Below are 18,080 nucleotides of genomic sequence, written 5' to 3'. Positions count from 1 at the left end.
GGAAAAAGATTTCTATATAAATAGGGGTGTCTAAAAACATGCTGAAAAGAGCTTTGATCATTGCGTTAAGCTCGTTTACACTTGTCGCATGTAGTTCAGATAAAGAGATAAAGAAAGAATCTGATAAAGAAGCAGCAACTCCGGTTGAGACAGGCGTAGAAACGGAAGAGAAAAACCAATCGCCGTTAACAGGTGAGGTACAAGAGAAAGAATCAACGGCGCGCGCAGTTGCTGTCATGGTGAATAATCACCCGAAGGCGCGTCCCCAATCAGGACTTTCAAAAGCAGACATTGTGTATGAAGTCCTGGCAGAAGGTGATGTCACTCGATTCCTGGCCATATATCAAAGCAAAAAGCCTGAAGAAATCGGTCCTGTACGAAGTGCCAGAGATTACTATGTGGAGCTTGCCAAAGGATATGATAGTCTATATGTTGCCCATGGATATAGTCCAGAAGCACAGGAAATGCTGACCAGCGGTTTCATTGACAATTTAAACGGCATGAAATATGATGGAACGCTGTTCAAGCGTGCAAGCTTCCGTAAGGCTCCTCATAATTCCTATATCTCCTTTTCGCATATCCAAAAGGGAGCGGAGCAGAACGGTTTTGATATGGAACGACCGCCGGAAGCATTAAACTTTAGTGATAAAGGGCCGGTAAGCGGAGAAGCATCCCGATCTGTCATGATTTCATATAACAATAATCCGCTGTTTAACGTAGTGTATGATTTCAACGAAGAAGAGGGCAAATACGAGCGTTACTCAAATGGTGAACAGACCATCGATTACGATTCCAAAGACCCTGTTTTAGTTGAAAATCTCTTTATAGTAGAAGCATCTCATACAATAGTCGACGATGCAGGCAGACGGGACATTGATTTTGAATCTGGCGGGAATGCGTACTTGATCCAAGAAGGAAAACTCCGGGAGGTTCAGTGGAAGAACGTAGATGGCAGAATCCTTCCTTTTGAAAATAATAAACCGGTCAGTTTGCGAAAAGGATCTACTTGGATCAATATCATTCCAAGTTCTGAAGGCTTGGCCGGGTCTGTATCATTTCAAGAATAGATGAAAAAGGAGTCTTTTTATGCAAATAAATAAACTAAGAGGCAAGGAGCTGGATCAGTTATTCAATGCTGTTCTATCTCTACAAGATCTTGAAGAGTGTTATCGTTTCTTCGATGACCTTTGCACGATCAATGAAATTCAATCTCTTGCTCAGCGCCTTGAAGTAGCTCGTATGCTGCAGGATGGGAAAACATATCATAAGATTGAAACAGAAACAGGTGCAAGCACCGCAACCATTTCCCGTGTGAAGCGTTGCTTAAACTATGGAAATGATGCCTACGAACTGGTATTGGATCGTGTGCATAAGGATGAAAAATAATAAAAGGGACCGCTGTCTTCATGATGAGCGGTCTTTGTTTTTTGTGTGGGGATTTCATCTGTCTGCCCCCTTGACTCATACAAAGTTTAACAATAGACGAAGTGATGCGGCTCCTTCTTACAAATGATATAATACGTTAGATGGATGTATGAATGGAGGAACAAAGCATGTATGATGTCCAAAAGTGGAGCCATGTATTTAAACTAGATCCGAATAAGACAATCGATGATGGAGATTTAGAAGCTGTATGTGAATCAGGGACAGACGCCATTATTGTAGGGGGAACGGACGGTGTAACCCTTGAAAAGGTTCTTGATTTGATGGCACGAGTGAGACGATATACTGTTCCTTGTATTCTGGAGGTATCTAATTTGGAGTCGATTACTCCTGGCTTCGATTTATATTTCATTCCGATGGTGATGAACAGCCGGGACATGAATTGGGTGACAGGATTGCATCACCAGGCTGTCAAGGAATATGGGGAAATCATGAATTGGGATGAAATCCTTGTAGAAGGATATTGTATATTGAACAAAGACTGTAAGGCGGCACAGGTTACGGAGGCCGATACAGATATTTCGAGTGAAGACGCGGCGGCATATGCCATGATGGCAGAAAGAATGTTCAACCTGCCAATCTTTTACCTGGAGTACAGTGGTACATATGGGAATGTTGAAACGGTGAAAGAGGTAAGAGATTCACTGGAAAACACAACATTATTCTACGGCGGCGGCATTAAAACCGTCCAGCAGGCGAAGGAAATGGCTGCAGTATCAGATGTTGTCGTAGTAGGAAATGCTGTATATGACAATCTGAAAGAGGCATTAAAAACAGTAAAAGCAGTGAAGGGATAAGGATTAAACTGGAGGTCCGTCCCTAAGTAGGATATAATGGAAATACAAATATAGAACGTACGTTCGTTATGGTGGTGTGAGAGTATGCAATTTTTGACTGATCGATTGTTGAATGGAATGAATCCTGAGCAGGCAGAAGCTGTGAAGGCGACAGAAGGGCCGTTACTGATCATGGCAGGGGCAGGCTCGGGGAAGACAAGGGTATTGACGCATCGAATTGCGTATTTGATGGTGGAAAAAGGGGTCAATCCTTATAACATTTTAGCGATTACCTTTACAAATAAAGCAGCGAGAGAGATGAAGGATCGTATTCATAACATACTGGGTGGTGCTTCTGAGAACATCTGGATCTCGACCTTCCACAGTATGTGTGTGAGAATCCTGCGACGTGATATTGATCGCATCGGGATGAACCGTAATTTTACCATCCTTGATTCTACCGATCAGCAGTCGGTGATCAAAGCGATTTTAAAAGAAAAAAATATTGATCCGAAAAAGTTTGATCCCCGTTCGCTTTTGGGATCCATCAGCTCTGCGAAGAATGAACTGACGACTCCTGAAGAATTATCCAAACAGGTAGGGGGATATTACGATCAAGTTGTCTCTGATGTGTATACAGAATATCAGAAGCGTTTACGTAAGAATCAGGCGTTGGATTTCGATGATCTCATCATGACGACGATTCAACTGTTCCAACGTGTACCGGAAGTCCTTGAATTCTATCAAAGAAAGTTCCAATACATCCATGTCGATGAGTATCAGGATACGAACAGAGCCCAATACATGCTCGTTAAACTGCTTGCTTCCCGCTTTCAGAACTTGTGTGTAGTCGGGGATTCCGATCAATCGATTTATCGCTGGCGCGGTGCGGACATTGCCAATATCCTTTCCTTTGAAAAGGATTATCCAAGAGCAACCGTTATTTTCCTTGAACAAAACTATCGTTCAACGAAGAGGATCCTGCAGGCCGCGAATGAAGTGATCCAAAAGAACTCGAATCGTAAACCGAAGAATCTTTGGACGGAAAATCATGACGGTGAAAAGATTTCGTATTTCAGAGCGGATACCGAGCAGACCGAAGCTCAATTTGTGACTGGTAAAATCAAAGAGATGACGGAAAGCGGTAAGAGGAAATATTCCGATTTCGCCATCCTTTATCGAACAAACGCCCAGTCCCGTGTGATGGAGGAAGTTCTGTTAAAATCAAATATTGAATACTCCATCGTCGGCGGAATCAAGTTCTATGACCGTAAAGAAATCAAGGACATTTTGGCGTACTTGAGACTCATCTCAAATCCGGATGATGACATCAGCCTCATGCGTGTCATTAACGTTCCAAAGCGGGGCGTAGGAGCAACCTCAATAGATAAAATTGCCCGTTATGCACAGGATCACGATATTTCCATGTTCAGAGCGTTGGAAGAAGCGGACTTTATCGGGCTCAGTCCGAAAATCACGAAAGCCGTCATAGAATTCAAGGAAATGGTGAAAGGCTATACGGCCATGCAGGAATATCTGTCCGTAACAGAACTTGTAGAAGAAATACTGGAGAAATCCGGCTACATCGATATGTTAAAAGCAGAAAAGTCGATTGAGTCTCAAAGTCGCTTGGAGAACTTGGACGAGTTCCTGTCTGTAACGAAAAGCTTCGAGCAATCCAACGATGACAAGAGTCTTGTCGCATTTTTAACGGATCTGGCATTAGTGGCGGATATCGATAAGCTTGATGAAGATGATCAGCCAAAAGACTCGGTCATTCTGATGACCCTTCATGCTGCAAAAGGACTTGAGTTCCCTGTTGTATTCCTGATGGGAATGGAAGAAGGGGTATTTCCACACAGCCGTTCCCTGATGGAAGAGGTTGAGATGGAAGAGGAACGCCGTCTGGCATATGTAGGGATCACCCGCGCAGAAGAACAGCTCTATTTGACAAATGCTCAAATGAGAACACTCTTCGGGCAGACGAAGATGAACCCTGTGTCCCGATTCATTCAGGAGATTCCTGCTGACCTGCTGGATGACGTGATGGCAGAGAAGAAGAGTGCCTTCACACCTTTCGGGAAATCAGCGGCGAAAGCACCAACGCGTCCTGCCCCGCGTAAGCCTGTTTCACGACCGGTTCAAACAACAACCGGTGGTGAGTCTGTTGCATGGCAAGTAGGGGACAAAGCCCAGCATAAGAAGTGGGGTACAGGTACGGTTGTCAGCGTGAAAGGTTCCGGAGACAGCGTAGAGCTTGACATTGCGTTCCCGAGCCCGATGGGAATCAAGCGTCTCCTTGCCAAATTCGCGCCTATAGAAAAAGCGTAACAATCTAAAGTCGGGAGGGAAGTCCACTCCCGGCTTAAACTCAATCATTCTGAACACTTTAGCAAGAAAGGGTTGTGGAAATGGATCGACAATCAGCCGGAAACCGTATAAACGAACTACATGAATTGTTAAATCAGTATAACTATGAATATCATGTTCTAGATAAGCCATCTGTTACCGATTCTGAGTATGATCAGCTGCTGAGAGAGCTTATCGAACTGGAAGATCGATTTCCAGATTTGAAAACAGCCGATTCACCTTCCCAGCGTGTTGGAGGAGCGATATTGGACGCCTTTGAAAAGGTGGAACATCGGACGCCTATGCTCAGCTTGGGGAATGCCTTCAATGAAGAGGACCTCCGTGACTTTGATCGTCGTGTCCGTCAAGCCGTTGGTGATGACTTTTCCTACGTATGTGAGCTGAAAATCGATGGGTTGGCTGTTTCTCTTCGTTATGAAGATGGTGTCTTTGCTCAAGGGGCGACAAGGGGGGACGGATCGATAGGGGAAGATATTACATCAAACCTTAAGACCATCCGTTCCATTCCGTTGAAGATTTCTGAAAAGATTTCCTTTGAAGTTCGTGGAGAAGCCTTCATGCCTAAAGGTTCCTTCGAAGCGTTAAATAAAATCAAAGATGAAAAAGGGGAAGAGCCTTTTGCCAACCCCCGCAATGCAGCTGCAGGTTCCCTCCGTCAGCTCGACCCTAAAATCGCAGCATCACGAAATCTCGACCTCTTCTTATATGCACTGGCGGATATTGGAGATACTGGGATCGACTCTCACAGTGAAGGGTTAGATAAATTAGAAAGTCTCGGATTTAAAACGAATCCTGAGCGGAAGCAGTGTGCGACAATTGAGGAAGTCATTGATTTTGTCGGCAAATGGACCGATCAACGTCCGAATCTATCATATGACATTGACGGGATCGTGATTAAAGTCAATTCACTGGAGCAGCAGAAACAGCTTGGAACGACTGCGAAAAGTCCACGCTGGGCGATTGCGTTCAAGTTCCCTGCTGAAGAAGTGGTAACCGTTTTGAAAGAGATTGAACTGAGTGTGGGCCGTACCGGCGTTGTGACACCGACGGCGATACTTGCGCCTGTACGTGTCGCTGGTACAACCGTTCAACGTGCGTCCCTTCATAATGAAGATCTTATTAGAGAAAAAGATATTAAAATCGGCGATCATGTCGTCATTAAAAAAGCCGGTGACATCATCCCCGAAGTGGTCAACGTATTAGAAGACAAGAGGACGGGTGACGAACAGGAATTCAACATGCCCACTCATTGTCCTGAATGCGAAAGTGAGCTGGTCAGACTTGAAGGGGAAGTCGCCCTTCGCTGTATCAATCCAAAATGCCCTGCACAGATTCGGGAAGGTCTGATTCACTTTGTGTCCCGAAATGCCATGAACATCGATGGTCTGGGGGAAAAAGTGATCAGTCAGTTATTCAGGGAGAAGTTGATTGAAGATGTGGCAGACTTGTACCGATTAGAGCGTGAGCAGCTACTTCAACTTGAGCGCATGGGTGAAAAATCCGCTGATAATCTTTTGGATGCGATTCAGACCTCAAAAGCCAATTCCCTGGAAAAATTGCTCTTTGGACTTGGAATCCGTCATGTTGGGGCAAAAGCAGCGAAAACATTGGCACAGGAGTTCGGATCAATGGATAAGTTAATGAACTTAGGCAAAGAAGAGCTTATCAATGTAAACGAAATTGGTGATAAAATGGCAGATGCCATTGTGGCCTATTTTGAAAATGATGAAGTGAAAGAACTGATCCAGGAACTGAAGGATGCCGGTGTCAATCTTGAATACAAAGGACCGAAGCCGGTAGCTGCAAGTGAAGTCGACTCTTATTTTGCAGGAAAAACCATTGTGTTAACCGGAAAAATTGAACGATTAAGCAGAAATGAAGCAAAAGAAAAGATCGAATTGCTCGGTGGAAAAGTCACTGGCAGTGTCAGTAAGAAAACCGATCTTGTCATCGCAGGGGAAGAAGCAGGATCAAAGCTTACGAAAGCCAATGAATTGAACATCGAAGTATGGGATGAGGATAAGTTGATGGAAGAACTTAACCGATAAGAGGTGTAACCAGTAATGAAAAAAGGGATTTCGGTCGCTCTCTCCGCACTATTGTTACTAGGGGGCTGTGCTCCGACATTTGAAAAGCAGGATCAGGTCGTTCAGGAAAATCAAGATAGCGAAGCAAAAAAAGCGATCATTCCAAGCTTCCAGATATCCAAGGAATACTACAAGACGATGCTTCCGTATGAAACGAGTAAAACCCGTGGAGTCGTCGTCAATGATTTAGGATCAAGATATGATATCAATGAAATCGAAACGGGCTTGCTAAGGGTAGCACAAAATCGCTTCTCAACGGAAGAATACTTCTTCAAAGAGGGTCAATTCCTCACGAAGAAAACCGTTGATAGCTGGCTTCAACGAAAATATACAAGCGAACAGCTGGAAGAAAAAGGACTTCAAGAATCTGAGAATGTGGGGCTTAACCCTGTCCAGACGGAAGGTGAGAACGCACCAATCTACTTAGCACATGTGATTGAACATAATTACTTAATGAAAAAAGAAGACAACAAGGTCCATCTGGGTGGAGTAGCAATCGCGCTGTCGTTGAATTCTGTTCAGTATGAAACCAATCTCTCATCTGGAACAAGAACAGTCAAAAACATTAGCAATGAAGTCTTAAAGGAACAAGGAGCGAGAATTGCCGACGAAGTCCTCAAACGTCTTCGTCAGAAAGAAGAACTTCAAAACGTTCCGATCATGATCTCGCTTTATAAACAGGCTCCAAAAGAACAGGTCGTCCCTGGCCATTTCTTCGCTTATACAACTGTTGAAGCAAACGAAAGCAATATCCAAAACTGGGAAGGAATCAATGAAGATTTCTACTTATTCCCTTCTCCGGAAGCACAGGAGAATCATCCAAACGATTACAAAGTATTTAACGAGCTGAAAACGGATATCGAAAAATACTTTCCTGTTTACACGGGTCTGACGGGACAAGCACTTTACCAAAACCAGAAACTGTCCAAGATGAAATTCGAGGTAGCCCTGTCCTTTCAAGGAAAAGCTGAAACCATCGGATTTGCCCAGCATCTTTCCGGCATGATCAGCAAGCAGACACCCGACACCTGGGACGTGGAACTACTCGTCTCATCGTCCTATGGACCGGAAGCTCTGATCGTGAAGAAGCCTGGAAGTAAAGAGACGTATTTGCACATTTATGAATAAAAGAGGAAAAGGACTAATCTTATGGATTAGTTCTTTTTTTGTTAAGGATAGGACTGTAGAGGTGTCATAGACATTAGTCGGATCCTGTAGAACGGTCGATAAAATGAAAATAAGGTTGGTATATTGAAACGACGGTCGATAAATCTTTTATAAGGGTTGATAAATCTGATCCATCCTTCGTCTTGTACTTCACGATTTTTACAAAATATGAAACCGAACGTGACGGATATCCGTAATCCATATATAAAATAAAATAAGGAAAGGGGAAAAGGCTGATGGAAATAATCGCATTTGTTTTAGCCGGAGGGGCTTTCTCAATCGTCATGATCCTTCTTGAACAAAACAAGAAATTAGAAAAGAGAGTGAAGGCATTAGAGAACAAACTATAATGATAAAAGACTTGGGGTGACTCAGGCTTTTTTTCCTTTTACAGAGTATCTGCGCCAATTAACCGGTTTCAAAAAGCCACCCTGGAATTTTTCTATTTCCCACAGTTCTCTTCGTGTATATGAATGCATCATTTGTTGCAAAATAATGATGCTAACGTTAGTGAAATAACTGTAATCGTATCAGATTTGTGAACAAAAAGTAACTTAATTTTATAAATTTTTATGAATAGATATAGCTAAAAAAGCGCTTTCATAAAAATATATGCACTTTATGTGAATAATTATTCATACATGTAAATGTATTTAGAAAATTCTGTCTGTTAACCTTTTGAATGTATGTTAGTATTAATAACGTTGTGAACTTGTTACGGAACGTCGCTTCGCAGAATAAACTTTTTCAAACATTATTGAGTGAATAAGTTTACAACCCGTATGCATGGGGTAAAGAACTGTTGGACTTACAATTCGACATGTCTTTTAGCATGGTTCAAAAGTTAGATTAAGCACCTAACGAAAAGCAGTACAAATTTATTGAAAGGAGAATGCTAACTACACAATGGATATAGCTACTTTAGTCACATTTATCGTATATTTAGTTGGAATGCTCGCAATCGGTATTATTTCTTACAAATTAACAAGTAATTTATCGGATTACGTTCTTGGAGGACGTAGTTTAGGACCGGGGGTAGCAGCATTAAGTGCTGGTGCTTCAGATATGAGTTCATGGTTATTACTGGGACTGCCTGGCCTTGCTTATGCAATTGGTTTAGGGTCGATCTGGTTAAGTATTGGGTTAGTAATTGGTGCTTATTTAAACTGGAGATTCGTTGCTTCGAGACTACGCGCTTACACGGAGGTTGCAAACGATTCTATTACGGTTCCGGATTTCTTTGAAAATCGTTTTAGAGATGGTTCCCGTCTCCTTCGTGTCATTTCAGCAGTTATCATCTTGATATTCTTTACCTTTTACACATCTTCAGGTCTTGTAGGCGGAGCACTATTATTCCAGGAAACGTTCGGAATGTCTTACAATCAATCACTTTGGATTGGTGCAGCAGTAATCATTTCTTACACATTCCTTGGAGGATTCTTAGCAGTAAGTTGGACTGACTTCGTACAAGGTATTCTAATGTTCCTTGCATTGATCATTACACCAATCGTTGCGATCGCAGAGTTGGGTGGATGGAATGCTACAGTTGATGCTGTTCGTTCTGTAGACCCGGCGAATCTGGACACAATGAACACGATGACGGTTATGGGAGTCATTTCACTCCTTGCATGGGGCCTTGGTTACTTCGGTCAGCCGCATATCATCACCCGTTTTATGGCACTTAAATCCACCAAAGACGTACCAAAGGCACGTTGGATTGGTATGAGCTGGATGACGTTATCAATGATTGGTGCTGTACTGGTCGGTTTCTCAGGTATCGCCTATTTCGCTGATATGCCATTAATCACAGGTGATGTTGATAATTCTGAGAAAGTATTCATCTTTTTTACAGATGTTCTATTTAACCCATGGGTATCCGGAATTCTGTTAGCAGCGATTCTTTCTGCTATCATGAGTACGATTGATTCCCAGTTACTCGTTTCTTCCAGTGCATTAGCGGAGGATTTCTATAAAGCGATCATCCGTAAGAATGCTTCTGACAACGAACTTGTATGGGTAGGTCGTATCGGAGTGCTTCTAATCGCATTCATCGCGATCATGCTTGCCATTCAAGGTAACCCTGCCAATGGCGGCGGTACGAAGATTCTAGATCTGGTAAGTTACGCTTGGGGCGGATTCGGTGCCGCATTCGGACCAATCATCCTGTTGTCACTTTACTGGAAAGGCATGACACGAAACGGTGCTTTAGCTGGTATGATCACTGGTGCTGTAACAGTCGTTGTTTGGAAACAGCTGACTGCAGCTGGAGTTATTCCATTCGAACTGTATGAAATTGTTCCGGGATTCTTCCTTGCTATGCTGGCAATCGTGATCTTCAGTAAGGTTGGACCACAACCAAGTGCTGAGATCCAAGCTGAATTCGACGAAGCTGTTGCCAAAGACATCGTAAAATAATTTCAATATCAATAAGAGGTCCGTCCCTCGTCACTTAAAAGTGGCTGAGGGACGGACCTCTTTTTTTATTGTGCTTCCTCTTTTTTATTAAAGGGGAAATTGTGATGAATGTCCTCTTTGAGAGTGTTGCGAAATTTGTCGAAAGAAAATTACCAGAAAGTTGTTCCAAATTAAAATACTCTGTTATATAATACAAACATGCTAAATAATCTGTATTATAACAATAGTGATTTGTTTAATACTGCTAAGGAGTGATGGTGTTCAATGTCTACAAAAATGGTTGGTATCAAGGTAACTGGTGAACTTCAGCCAGGCTTTGATGAAATTTTAACCCAGAAAGCATTGCAGTTTTTAGAACAACTGGAGCGCCGATTCGGAGCAAAACGGAGAGAGCTGTTACACAACAGAGAGAAACAGCAGGAACGGATCAATGGAGGGGAACTTCCTCGCTTCTTGCCTGAAACAAAATCGATTCGACAAAGTGAATGGAAAGTGAATCCCATTCCTCAAGCCTTACAGGATAGAAGAGTAGAGATCACTGGACCTGTTGACCGGAAGATGGTCATCAACGCATTGAACTCGGGCGCAAAATGTTTCATGGCATGTTTTGAAGATGCCACTTCACCTACATGGACGAACCTCATTGAAGGGCAAATCAACCTCAGAGATGCAGTACATCAAACAATAGACTTCACGAATCCAAATGGGAAACGCTATGAATTAAACAAAGAACATGCCATATTAATTGTTCGGCCAAGAGGATTACATCTGGAAGAGAAACATATCGAATTGGATGGGAAATCAATATCAGCAAGCCTTGTCGACTTTGGATTATTCTTTTTTCATAATGCAACTCATTTAACCTCAACAAACAAAGGCCCTTATTTCTACTTACCTAAATTAGAAAGTCACGAGGAAGCGCGCTTCTGGAATGACGTGTTTATATTTGCCCAGGAATATATCGGGATTCCTCAAGGAACGATCAAAGCAACGGTCCTGATTGAAACCATCACAGCGGCATTTGAAATGGATGAAATCCTTTATGAACTAAGGGAGCATTCAGCAGGTTTGAACTGTGGGAGATGGGATTATATTTTCAGTTATATTAAAAAACTTCGGGAACAAGAAGATGTGATCCTGCCTGACCGTTCAACGGTGACGATGACAGCACCATTCATGAGATCGTATTCTTTGCTCACGATTAAGACCTGTCACAGGAGAGGTGCACCAGCAATTGGAGGAATGGCAGCTCAGATCCCTGTTAAAAACGATGCTGTTAAAAACGAAGAAGCGTTTAACAAGGTGAGGGCAGATAAAGAAAGAGAAGCGCGGGATGGTCATGATGGCACATGGGTAGCTCATCCTGGTCTCGTCCCTGTTGCCATGGACGTTTTCAATCAGGAAATGAAACATGATAACCAAATTGCAGAGAAAACATTAGATGATTTGGAAGTGACTGAGCAGGACCTTCTTGAAGTTCCTCAAGGATCGATAACTGAGGAAGGTGTACGATTAAACATTAACGTCGGTATTCAATATATTTCTTCCTGGTTGAGCGGCCAAGGAGCAGCACCGATTCACAACTTAATGGAAGATGTTGCAACGGCTGAGATTTCCCGGGCTCAGTTATGGCAATGGATCCGTCATCCGAAAGGGATTCTTGACGACGGGCGAAACATCACCATCGATCTCTATGAACAACTGAAGCAAGAAGAACTGACCAAACTCAAAAGCCAATTGGGAGAACAACTGTACAAAGAGCGCCGGTTCTCAGAAGCCGTCCAACTATTCGACCAACTCATCCAGAACGAACAATTCACAGACTTCCTCACCATCCCTGGCTACCGAATCCTTTAGAGGGACGGACCTGCAAAAAGCATCAACAAAGCAAAATAGGTTGAATACACAAGCCTGATTACTTTATTCAATATTATCACTGCAGTGAATAGAGGGACGGACCTCAAACTAACTGCACATCAGATAAATACAACTTCACCTAAGAACTTCGCTTAATGATTAGAATCAAACCAAAAAAACAAAAGGGAGAGATTATCAATGGTTAAAGCAAATAACGAACGCGTAAAAGCACTACAAGAGAATTGGGAGATGGATCAAAGATGGAAAGGGGTATCCCGAACTTATTCAGCTGAAGATGTCATCCGTTTAAGAGGATCAATTGATATAGAGCATACTCTTGCCCGACACGGTTCTGAAAAGCTATGGAATCTGCTTCACAAAGAAGATTATATCAATGCACTTGGTGCCTTGACAGGAAACCAGGCTGTTCAACAAGTCAGAGCCGGTTTGAAAGCGATCTACTTAAGCGGATGGCAGGTAGCGGCGGATGCTAACCTTGCCGGGCAAATGTATCCCGATCAAAGCCTGTACCCTGCGAACTCTGTACCATCTGTGGTGAAAAGAATCAACCAGGCTCTTCAGCGTGCTGATCAGGTTCACTATGTTGAAGGTGATGAATCGATCGATTGGTTTGTCCCGATTGTAGCCGATGCAGAAGCTGGCTTTGGAGGACAGCTTAATGTATTTGAACTCATGAAGGGTATGATCGAAGCGGGAGCTTCAGCCGTCCATTTTGAAGATCAGCTTTCTTCTGAGAAGAAGTGCGGACACTTGGGAGGTAAAGTATTACTGCCGACACAAACGTCAGTGAAGAATTTAATTTCAGCACGTCTGGCAGCAGATGTAATGGGTGTACCAACATTAATAGTAGCCCGTACAGATGCGAATGCCGCAGATCTAATTACGAGCGATGTTGATCCTTACGATGCGCAGTTCATTACAGGGGAACGCACTCCTGAAGGGTTCTTCCGTACAAGAGCGGGCTTGGATCAGGCGATTGCAAGAGGCTTGGCTTATGCTCCTTATGCAGATCTTGTGTGGTGTGAAACTTCAGAACCGAGTCTTGAAGAAGCCCGTCAATTTGCTGAGGCGATTCATGCTGAACATCCAGGAAAATTATTGGCGTATAACTGCTCACCATCCTTTAACTGGAAGAAGAAGCTGGACGATGAAACGATCGCTAAGTTCCAAAAGGAGCTTGGGAAAATGGGCTATAAGTTCCAGTTCGTTACGCTTGCAGGATTCCATGCCCTGAACCATAGCATGTTCGAGCTTGCGAGAGGGTACAAAGAGCGTGGGATGGCTGCATATTCCCAACTTCAAGAAGCGGAATTTGCCAGCGAGAAATATGGCTATTCAGCTACGAGGCATCAGCGCGAAGTAGGAACTGGCTACTTTGACGAAGTATCGATGGTGATTTCAGGGGGAACATCCTCTACAACAGCCCTTAAAGGTTCAACCGAGGCTGCTCAATTCTAAAAAATTCAATTGCATAAAACATAAATGAAGGTCCGTCCCTCGGGGGTTGCTATTCCCCGAGGGACGGACCTTTCTTTTGGTGATTTGCAATGTAGTACTATCGATGCAAATTTGTGAATAGTTTAACTTTATAGAATATATTTATAAATATACTATTGATTTTATTAATATACATACATATAATTAGAGCTAATTTAAATTTAATCTGTGTGGTGAATAGTTATGAATGTTGGTATTGTTGGTAGTACGGGTTATGGTGGAGTGGAGTTGCACCGGTTGCTGGTGAATCATCCGAGTGTGGATAATTGTATTTTGTATTCATCTTCGTTGGAAGGGACACCTTATGCAAATCAATATCCACACCTCTTTAACCTGTCACATGAAGTAGTGAATCCTATTCATATCGAGGAAATGCAGCAGCTTGATTTCGTTTTTTTGGCTGTTCCTTCCGGTGTATCGAAGGAATTATCCCAGAAGCTCCTCGGTGAAAAGGCGAAAGTGATCGATCTTTCAGGAGACTTGCGTTTGAAGAATCCTCAAGAATATGAAGAGTGGTACAAGGGAGAATCTGCATCTTCAGATGTTTTACAGAAAGCGGTGTATGGTCTCACAGAATGCAATCGACAATCCATTCAAGAGGCGGAATTGATCGCGAACCCAGGCTGCTTTCCGACAGCAATCCTACTAGGATTAGCTCCGCTTTTCCATCATGAGTTTATAGAACCCCATTCCATCATTATCGATGCCAAAACGGGATTATCGGGAGCAGGGAGGAAAGCGACTCAATCCAGTCACTTTTCAGAGACTCAGGAAAATCTACGAATCTATAAGGTTCATCAACACCAGCACACACCTGAAATCGAACAACAATTGAAGGAATGGAGCAGCGAAGCGGGACCCATTACCTTTTCGACTCACCTTATTCCCATGACCCGTGGGATTATGGCTACGATGTATACAGAATTAAAAAGCACATACACCACTGCGCAGTTGCACAACATCTACCAGGACTATTACGAGAAGCATCCCTTCATCAGGATTCGTCCTGTTGGCCAGTTCCCGAGTACAAAGGAAGTGTTCGGCACGAATTTCTGCGATATCGCGATAAAAGTGGATTCGCGGACGAATAGGGTAACGATTGTGTCTGTGATCGATAATTTGCTAAAAGGAGCTGCCGGCCAGGCGGTTCAAAATATGAATATAATGCTGGGGGTGGACGAAACGACAGGACTCCATCACTATCCAATTTATCCATAAGAGGGGGAGAATCAATGAAACTAGTAAAAGAAAAGGCTGTGCAACACATAGCGGGAGGAACGATTCTTTCACCTCTCGGGTATAAGGCAGGGGGGATGCATACCGGTCTTCGATACGCTAAGAAAGACTTCGGGGTCATATACAGTGAAAAGCCAGCACAAGTCGGAGCGGTTTATACGCAGAGTCACTTTCAGGCTGCTCCCTTAAAGGTCACACAAGAAAGCATCTTGAAATCTCACACTCTGCAAGCGATTGTGGTGAACAGTGCGATCGCAAATGCCTGTACGGGTGAACAAGGATTAAAAGATGCATATCAAACAAGGGAGTGGACGGCCAAACGATTTCAAATCCCGGAAGAGTACGTAGCCGTTGCTTCGACAGGAGTCATTGGTGAGTGGCTTCCTATGGAGAAGATTGAAAGGGGCTGTAACGAAATCGAGGTTGATTCGACAGAGGAGGGTGCAGAGTCTTTTCAACAGGCGATCCTAACGACGGATCTTATCGAAAAGACTTCATGCTATGGAGTAAAAATAGATGGAGAAACGGTCACGATCGGAGGATGTGCGAAAGGGTCTGGCATGATTCATCCAAATATGGCGACGATGCTCGGCTTCATTACAACGGATGCAGCGATTCCATCCACCGTCCTGCAAAAAGCACTTAAAACAGCGATCGATCAATCCTTTAATCAGATCACTGTAGATGGAGAAACGTCTACGAATGATATGGTCATTGCGATGGCAAACGGGATGGTAGAGCACAACACATTACATGAGAACCATCCTGATTGGCATCACTTTCAAGTGGGATTAATTCACGTATGTCAAGATCTGGCCAAACAAATTGCCCGGGATGGTGAAGGAGCAACCAAACTTGTAGAGGTGAACGTCACAGGTGCTCAGTCCCACCAAGACGCCAATATTTTGGCGAAAAAAATCGTCGGTTCCAATTTAGTCAAAACGGCACTCTTTGGCGGGGATCCAAACTGGGGAAGGATCGTGGGTGCCATGGGACACAGTGAGGTGAAAATCGAGCCTCATCAATGTGATATTCATATAGGAGAAACACTTGTGTTTTCGAATGGTACTCCACAGCCATTCAATGAAGAGAGTGTTAGTCAGTATATGCAAGCTGAACAGGTGATTATATCTGTCGGATTGCAAGGTGGAGAAGGAAAAGGAAAAGCCTGGGGGTGCGATCTTACGTATGATTACGTCAAAATCAATGCAAGTTATCGAACATAAGCCAGTGATTGCAATCAAACTGGGAGGAAGTGTCCTTTCTAAGCTCTCAACCCTTTTCTATAAAAGTATAAAAGATCTTCAGCAGCACTACCATGTAGTACTTGTTCACGGAGGAGGTCCTGAGATTACGGCTATGCTGAACAAACTGGCCATTGAATCCACTTTCATCAATGGCCATCGAAAAACCACCAAAAAGGTGTTTGGAGTCGTTGAACAAGTGTTAAAGGGCAAGGTGAATAGCGAGTTAACCCATCAACTCAATCTGGCAGGGATAAACGCAATCGGATTAAGCGGGTACGATGCCCAATTGTTAAAGGCCAGCATCCTGGGTGAAGGATCACTAGGTTATGTTGGCAAGATTGAAGAGGTTAACCTTACCCTGTTAAATAATTTGCTTTCGCTGAACTACGTGCCTGTTATCGCTCCCCTTGCCACTACAAGCAATGGGGAAAAGCTGAATGTGAATGCAGACCTGGCTGCATCAGCGATAGCAGAAGCCTTAGAAGTAGAGAGACTGGTCTTTGTCACAGACGTTCCCGGCATTTTAAAAGAAGGGGAAATTGTTTCACGTGTAACAAAGGAAGAGATCCTTCATTATATAAAAACCGGAATCATCCATGGCGGGATGATTCCGAAGGTGCAGGCAGCCCTGTCTGTTCTGCAGCTTAACATTAAAGAAGTAATGATCGTCGGGTGTCAGGACACGATCATTCAAGACGGAGAGATGCTGGGCACACGTATAACAGAAGGAGGAGGGGTCAAGGCAGTATGAGTCATTTATTTCCTACTTATAATCGGTTGGATATTGAATTGGTTTCAGGAAACGGCACGGTTGTTCAAGATCAAAATGGGAAATCCTATTTGGATTTCATTTCAGGTATAGCGGTTTGTAATTTAGGTCACTCTCCTTATGTTGTGAAAGAAGCTCTTGAAAAACAGTTGGATAGACTTTGGCATGTATCCAACCTGTTTCCGATTACGCTGCAGGAAGAGGCAGCTTCACTTCTTGCTTCCGCAAGTGGCTTGGACTCAGTCTTCTTTTGTAACAGTGGAGCTGAAGCGAACGAAGCGGCGATTAAGTTAGCCAAAAAGCATACGGGCAAAACGACGATCCTGACCTTCAAGCAATCATTTCATGGCCGGACCTTTGCGACCATGAGCGCAACGGGGCAGGAAAAGATTCATAGCGGCTTCGGTCCGTTGGTTCCAACCTTTGACTATCTTCCTTATAACGATGAACAGGCTCTTTCGAACGTGGATAGAAATGACGTTGCGGCCATCATGGTGGAAGTGATTCAAGGGGAGGGAGGGGTTAACCCTGGTACTCTTTCCTTTTTACAGGCAGTAGAAACGTTGTGCAAGGAGATGGATGCTTTACTCATTGTCGATGAAGTTCAAACAGGGATCGGTCGTACCGGAGTTCCATTTGCGTATCAACATTATTCCCTTCAACCGGATATCGTCACGACGGCTAAAGGACTGGGAAGTGGTTTTCCCGTAGGTGCGATGATGGGTAAAAAAGATCTTGTTTCCTCCTTTTTGCCAGGAACTCACGGGTCGACATTCGGAGGTAATCCATTAGCGATGGCAGCAGTGAAATCGACTCTTGTAACGATTTTCGATGAAGTGTTCCTGCAAGAAGTGCAAAGTAAATCTGAGTACTTTATGCAGAAGCTGAAGAATCAACTACAGGAATGCCGGAGCGTAATAGAGGTAAAAGGGATCGGCTTTATGATCGGCATCCAATTGGATGTGGAAGTAAAAGAAATCATTGATGAGCTGCGGAACAATGGATTATTGACTCTTCCGGCAGGTTCTCAAGTGATCCGTCTATTACCACCTTTAACGGTCACCTATGACGAGCTCGATCAGGCACTTCACATACTGGGAGACACGCTAAAACAATATCAATCAGCCCGTGTCTACTAATCTATTTTTTTAGGAATGAATGTATAAAAATACTTTAATTTAAATAAATAATCAAT

At 43.4% G+C, this 18,080-nt stretch carries 13 protein-coding genes; all 13 read left to right on the top strand.

What is annotated here, in order from left to right; all coding sequences use genetic code 11:
* Positions 1 to 38: 38 nt before the first annotated feature.
* Positions 39 to 1,067: a DUF3048 domain-containing protein gene (locus ACXAF2_RS20510; protein ID WP_475141436.1), complete on the top strand. Its 1,029-nt coding sequence runs from the start codon at positions 39 to 41 to the stop codon at positions 1,065 to 1,067.
* A 19-nt stretch (positions 1,068 to 1,086) separates the two neighbouring features.
* The gene (locus tag ACXAF2_RS20505; protein ID WP_475141434.1) at positions 1,087 to 1,386 is read left to right on the top strand and encodes a YerC/YecD family TrpR-related protein; all 300 of its coding nucleotides are present in this window, start codon (positions 1,087 to 1,089) and stop codon (positions 1,384 to 1,386) included.
* A gap of 167 nt (positions 1,387 to 1,553) precedes the next feature.
* A complete protein-coding gene (gene pcrB / locus ACXAF2_RS20500; RefSeq protein ID WP_427600747.1) occupies positions 1,554 to 2,240 on the top strand; it encodes a heptaprenylglyceryl phosphate synthase in 687 nt (228 codons plus the stop codon).
* A gap of 84 nt (positions 2,241 to 2,324) precedes the next feature.
* Positions 2,325 to 4,550 carry a DNA helicase PcrA gene (gene pcrA, locus ACXAF2_RS20495; RefSeq protein ID WP_475141432.1) on the top strand — a complete coding sequence of 742 codons (2,226 nt, stop codon included), beginning with the start codon at positions 2,325 to 2,327 and terminating at the stop codon, positions 4,548 to 4,550.
* A gap of 80 nt (positions 4,551 to 4,630) precedes the next feature.
* Complete coding sequence (gene ligA / locus ACXAF2_RS20490) at positions 4,631 to 6,637, top strand: NAD-dependent DNA ligase LigA (RefSeq protein ID WP_475141431.1); 2,007 nt, start codon at positions 4,631 to 4,633, stop codon at positions 6,635 to 6,637.
* A 15-nt stretch (positions 6,638 to 6,652) separates the two neighbouring features.
* Positions 6,653 to 7,804, top strand: a complete 1,152-nt coding sequence (locus tag ACXAF2_RS20485) for a CamS family sex pheromone protein (RefSeq protein ID WP_475141429.1) — start codon at positions 6,653 to 6,655, stop codon at positions 7,802 to 7,804.
* Between the two features lie 945 nt (positions 7,805 to 8,749).
* Positions 8,750 to 10,258 (top strand): sodium/proline symporter PutP, encoded by a 1,509-nt coding sequence (putP, locus tag ACXAF2_RS20480; protein WP_475141427.1) that lies wholly within the window; start codon positions 8,750 to 8,752, stop codon positions 10,256 to 10,258.
* 264 nt (positions 10,259 to 10,522) lie between these two features.
* Entirely contained in the window at positions 10,523 to 12,115 is a 1,593-nt protein-coding gene (gene aceB, locus ACXAF2_RS20475) for a malate synthase A (protein ID WP_475141425.1), read from the top strand.
* Positions 12,116 to 12,313: 198 nt separating this feature from the next.
* Positions 12,314 to 13,594, top strand: a complete 1,281-nt coding sequence (aceA, locus tag ACXAF2_RS20470; RefSeq protein ID WP_475141423.1) for an isocitrate lyase — start codon at positions 12,314 to 12,316, stop codon at positions 13,592 to 13,594.
* Positions 13,595 to 13,816: 222 nt separating this feature from the next.
* Positions 13,817 to 14,851: an N-acetyl-gamma-glutamyl-phosphate reductase gene (gene argC, locus ACXAF2_RS20465; protein ID WP_475141422.1), complete on the top strand. Its 1,035-nt coding sequence runs from the start codon at positions 13,817 to 13,819 to the stop codon at positions 14,849 to 14,851.
* Between the two features lie 14 nt (positions 14,852 to 14,865).
* On the top strand, positions 14,866 to 16,095 hold the full coding sequence (gene argJ, locus ACXAF2_RS20460; RefSeq protein WP_475141420.1) for a bifunctional ornithine acetyltransferase/N-acetylglutamate synthase: 1,230 nt from the start codon (positions 14,866 to 14,868) through the stop codon (positions 16,093 to 16,095).
* Complete coding sequence (argB, locus tag ACXAF2_RS20455; RefSeq protein ID WP_475141418.1) at positions 16,058 to 16,867, top strand: acetylglutamate kinase; 810 nt, start codon at positions 16,058 to 16,060, stop codon at positions 16,865 to 16,867. Before argJ ends, argB begins: the two co-directional genes overlap by 38 nt.
* Positions 16,864 to 18,024, top strand: a complete 1,161-nt coding sequence (locus tag ACXAF2_RS20450) for an acetylornithine transaminase (protein ID WP_475141416.1) — start codon at positions 16,864 to 16,866, stop codon at positions 18,022 to 18,024. Before argB ends, ACXAF2_RS20450 begins: the two co-directional genes overlap by 4 nt.
* Positions 18,025 to 18,080 lie beyond the last annotated feature (56 nt).

This window comes from Rossellomorea sp. ABR4_004 (assembly GCF_056159585.1).
Note: the sequence above shows the minus strand (reverse complement) of the source record. Positions and strands in the feature narration are given on the sequence as shown.

What these genes read in the sequence shown, in the direction of transcription:
- argJ (WP_475141420.1), top strand. Translation starts at nt 14,866, where the DNA reads ATGAAACTAGTAAAAGAAAAGGCTGTGCAACACATAGCGGGAGGAACG.
- pcrA (WP_475141432.1), top strand. Translation starts at nt 2,325, where the DNA reads ATGCAATTTTTGACTGATCGATTGTTGAATGGAATGAATCCTGAGCAG.
- ACXAF2_RS20485 (WP_475141429.1), top strand. Translation starts at nt 6,653, where the DNA reads ATGAAAAAAGGGATTTCGGTCGCTCTCTCCGCACTATTGTTACTAGGG.
- ACXAF2_RS20450 (WP_475141416.1), top strand. Translation starts at nt 16,864, where the DNA reads ATGAGTCATTTATTTCCTACTTATAATCGGTTGGATATTGAATTGGTT.
- aceA (WP_475141423.1), top strand. Translation starts at nt 12,314, where the DNA reads ATGGTTAAAGCAAATAACGAACGCGTAAAAGCACTACAAGAGAATTGG.
- ACXAF2_RS20505 (WP_475141434.1), top strand. Translation starts at nt 1,087, where the DNA reads ATGCAAATAAATAAACTAAGAGGCAAGGAGCTGGATCAGTTATTCAAT.
- argB (WP_475141418.1), top strand. Translation starts at nt 16,058, where the DNA reads ATGATTACGTCAAAATCAATGCAAGTTATCGAACATAAGCCAGTGATT.
- ACXAF2_RS20510 (WP_475141436.1), top strand. Translation starts at nt 39, where the DNA reads ATGCTGAAAAGAGCTTTGATCATTGCGTTAAGCTCGTTTACACTTGTC.
- putP (WP_475141427.1), top strand. Translation starts at nt 8,750, where the DNA reads ATGGATATAGCTACTTTAGTCACATTTATCGTATATTTAGTTGGAATG.
- argC (WP_475141422.1), top strand. Translation starts at nt 13,817, where the DNA reads ATGAATGTTGGTATTGTTGGTAGTACGGGTTATGGTGGAGTGGAGTTG.
- pcrB (WP_427600747.1), top strand. Translation starts at nt 1,554, where the DNA reads ATGTATGATGTCCAAAAGTGGAGCCATGTATTTAAACTAGATCCGAAT.
- ligA (WP_475141431.1), top strand. Translation starts at nt 4,631, where the DNA reads ATGGATCGACAATCAGCCGGAAACCGTATAAACGAACTACATGAATTG.
- aceB (WP_475141425.1), top strand. Translation starts at nt 10,523, where the DNA reads ATGTCTACAAAAATGGTTGGTATCAAGGTAACTGGTGAACTTCAGCCA.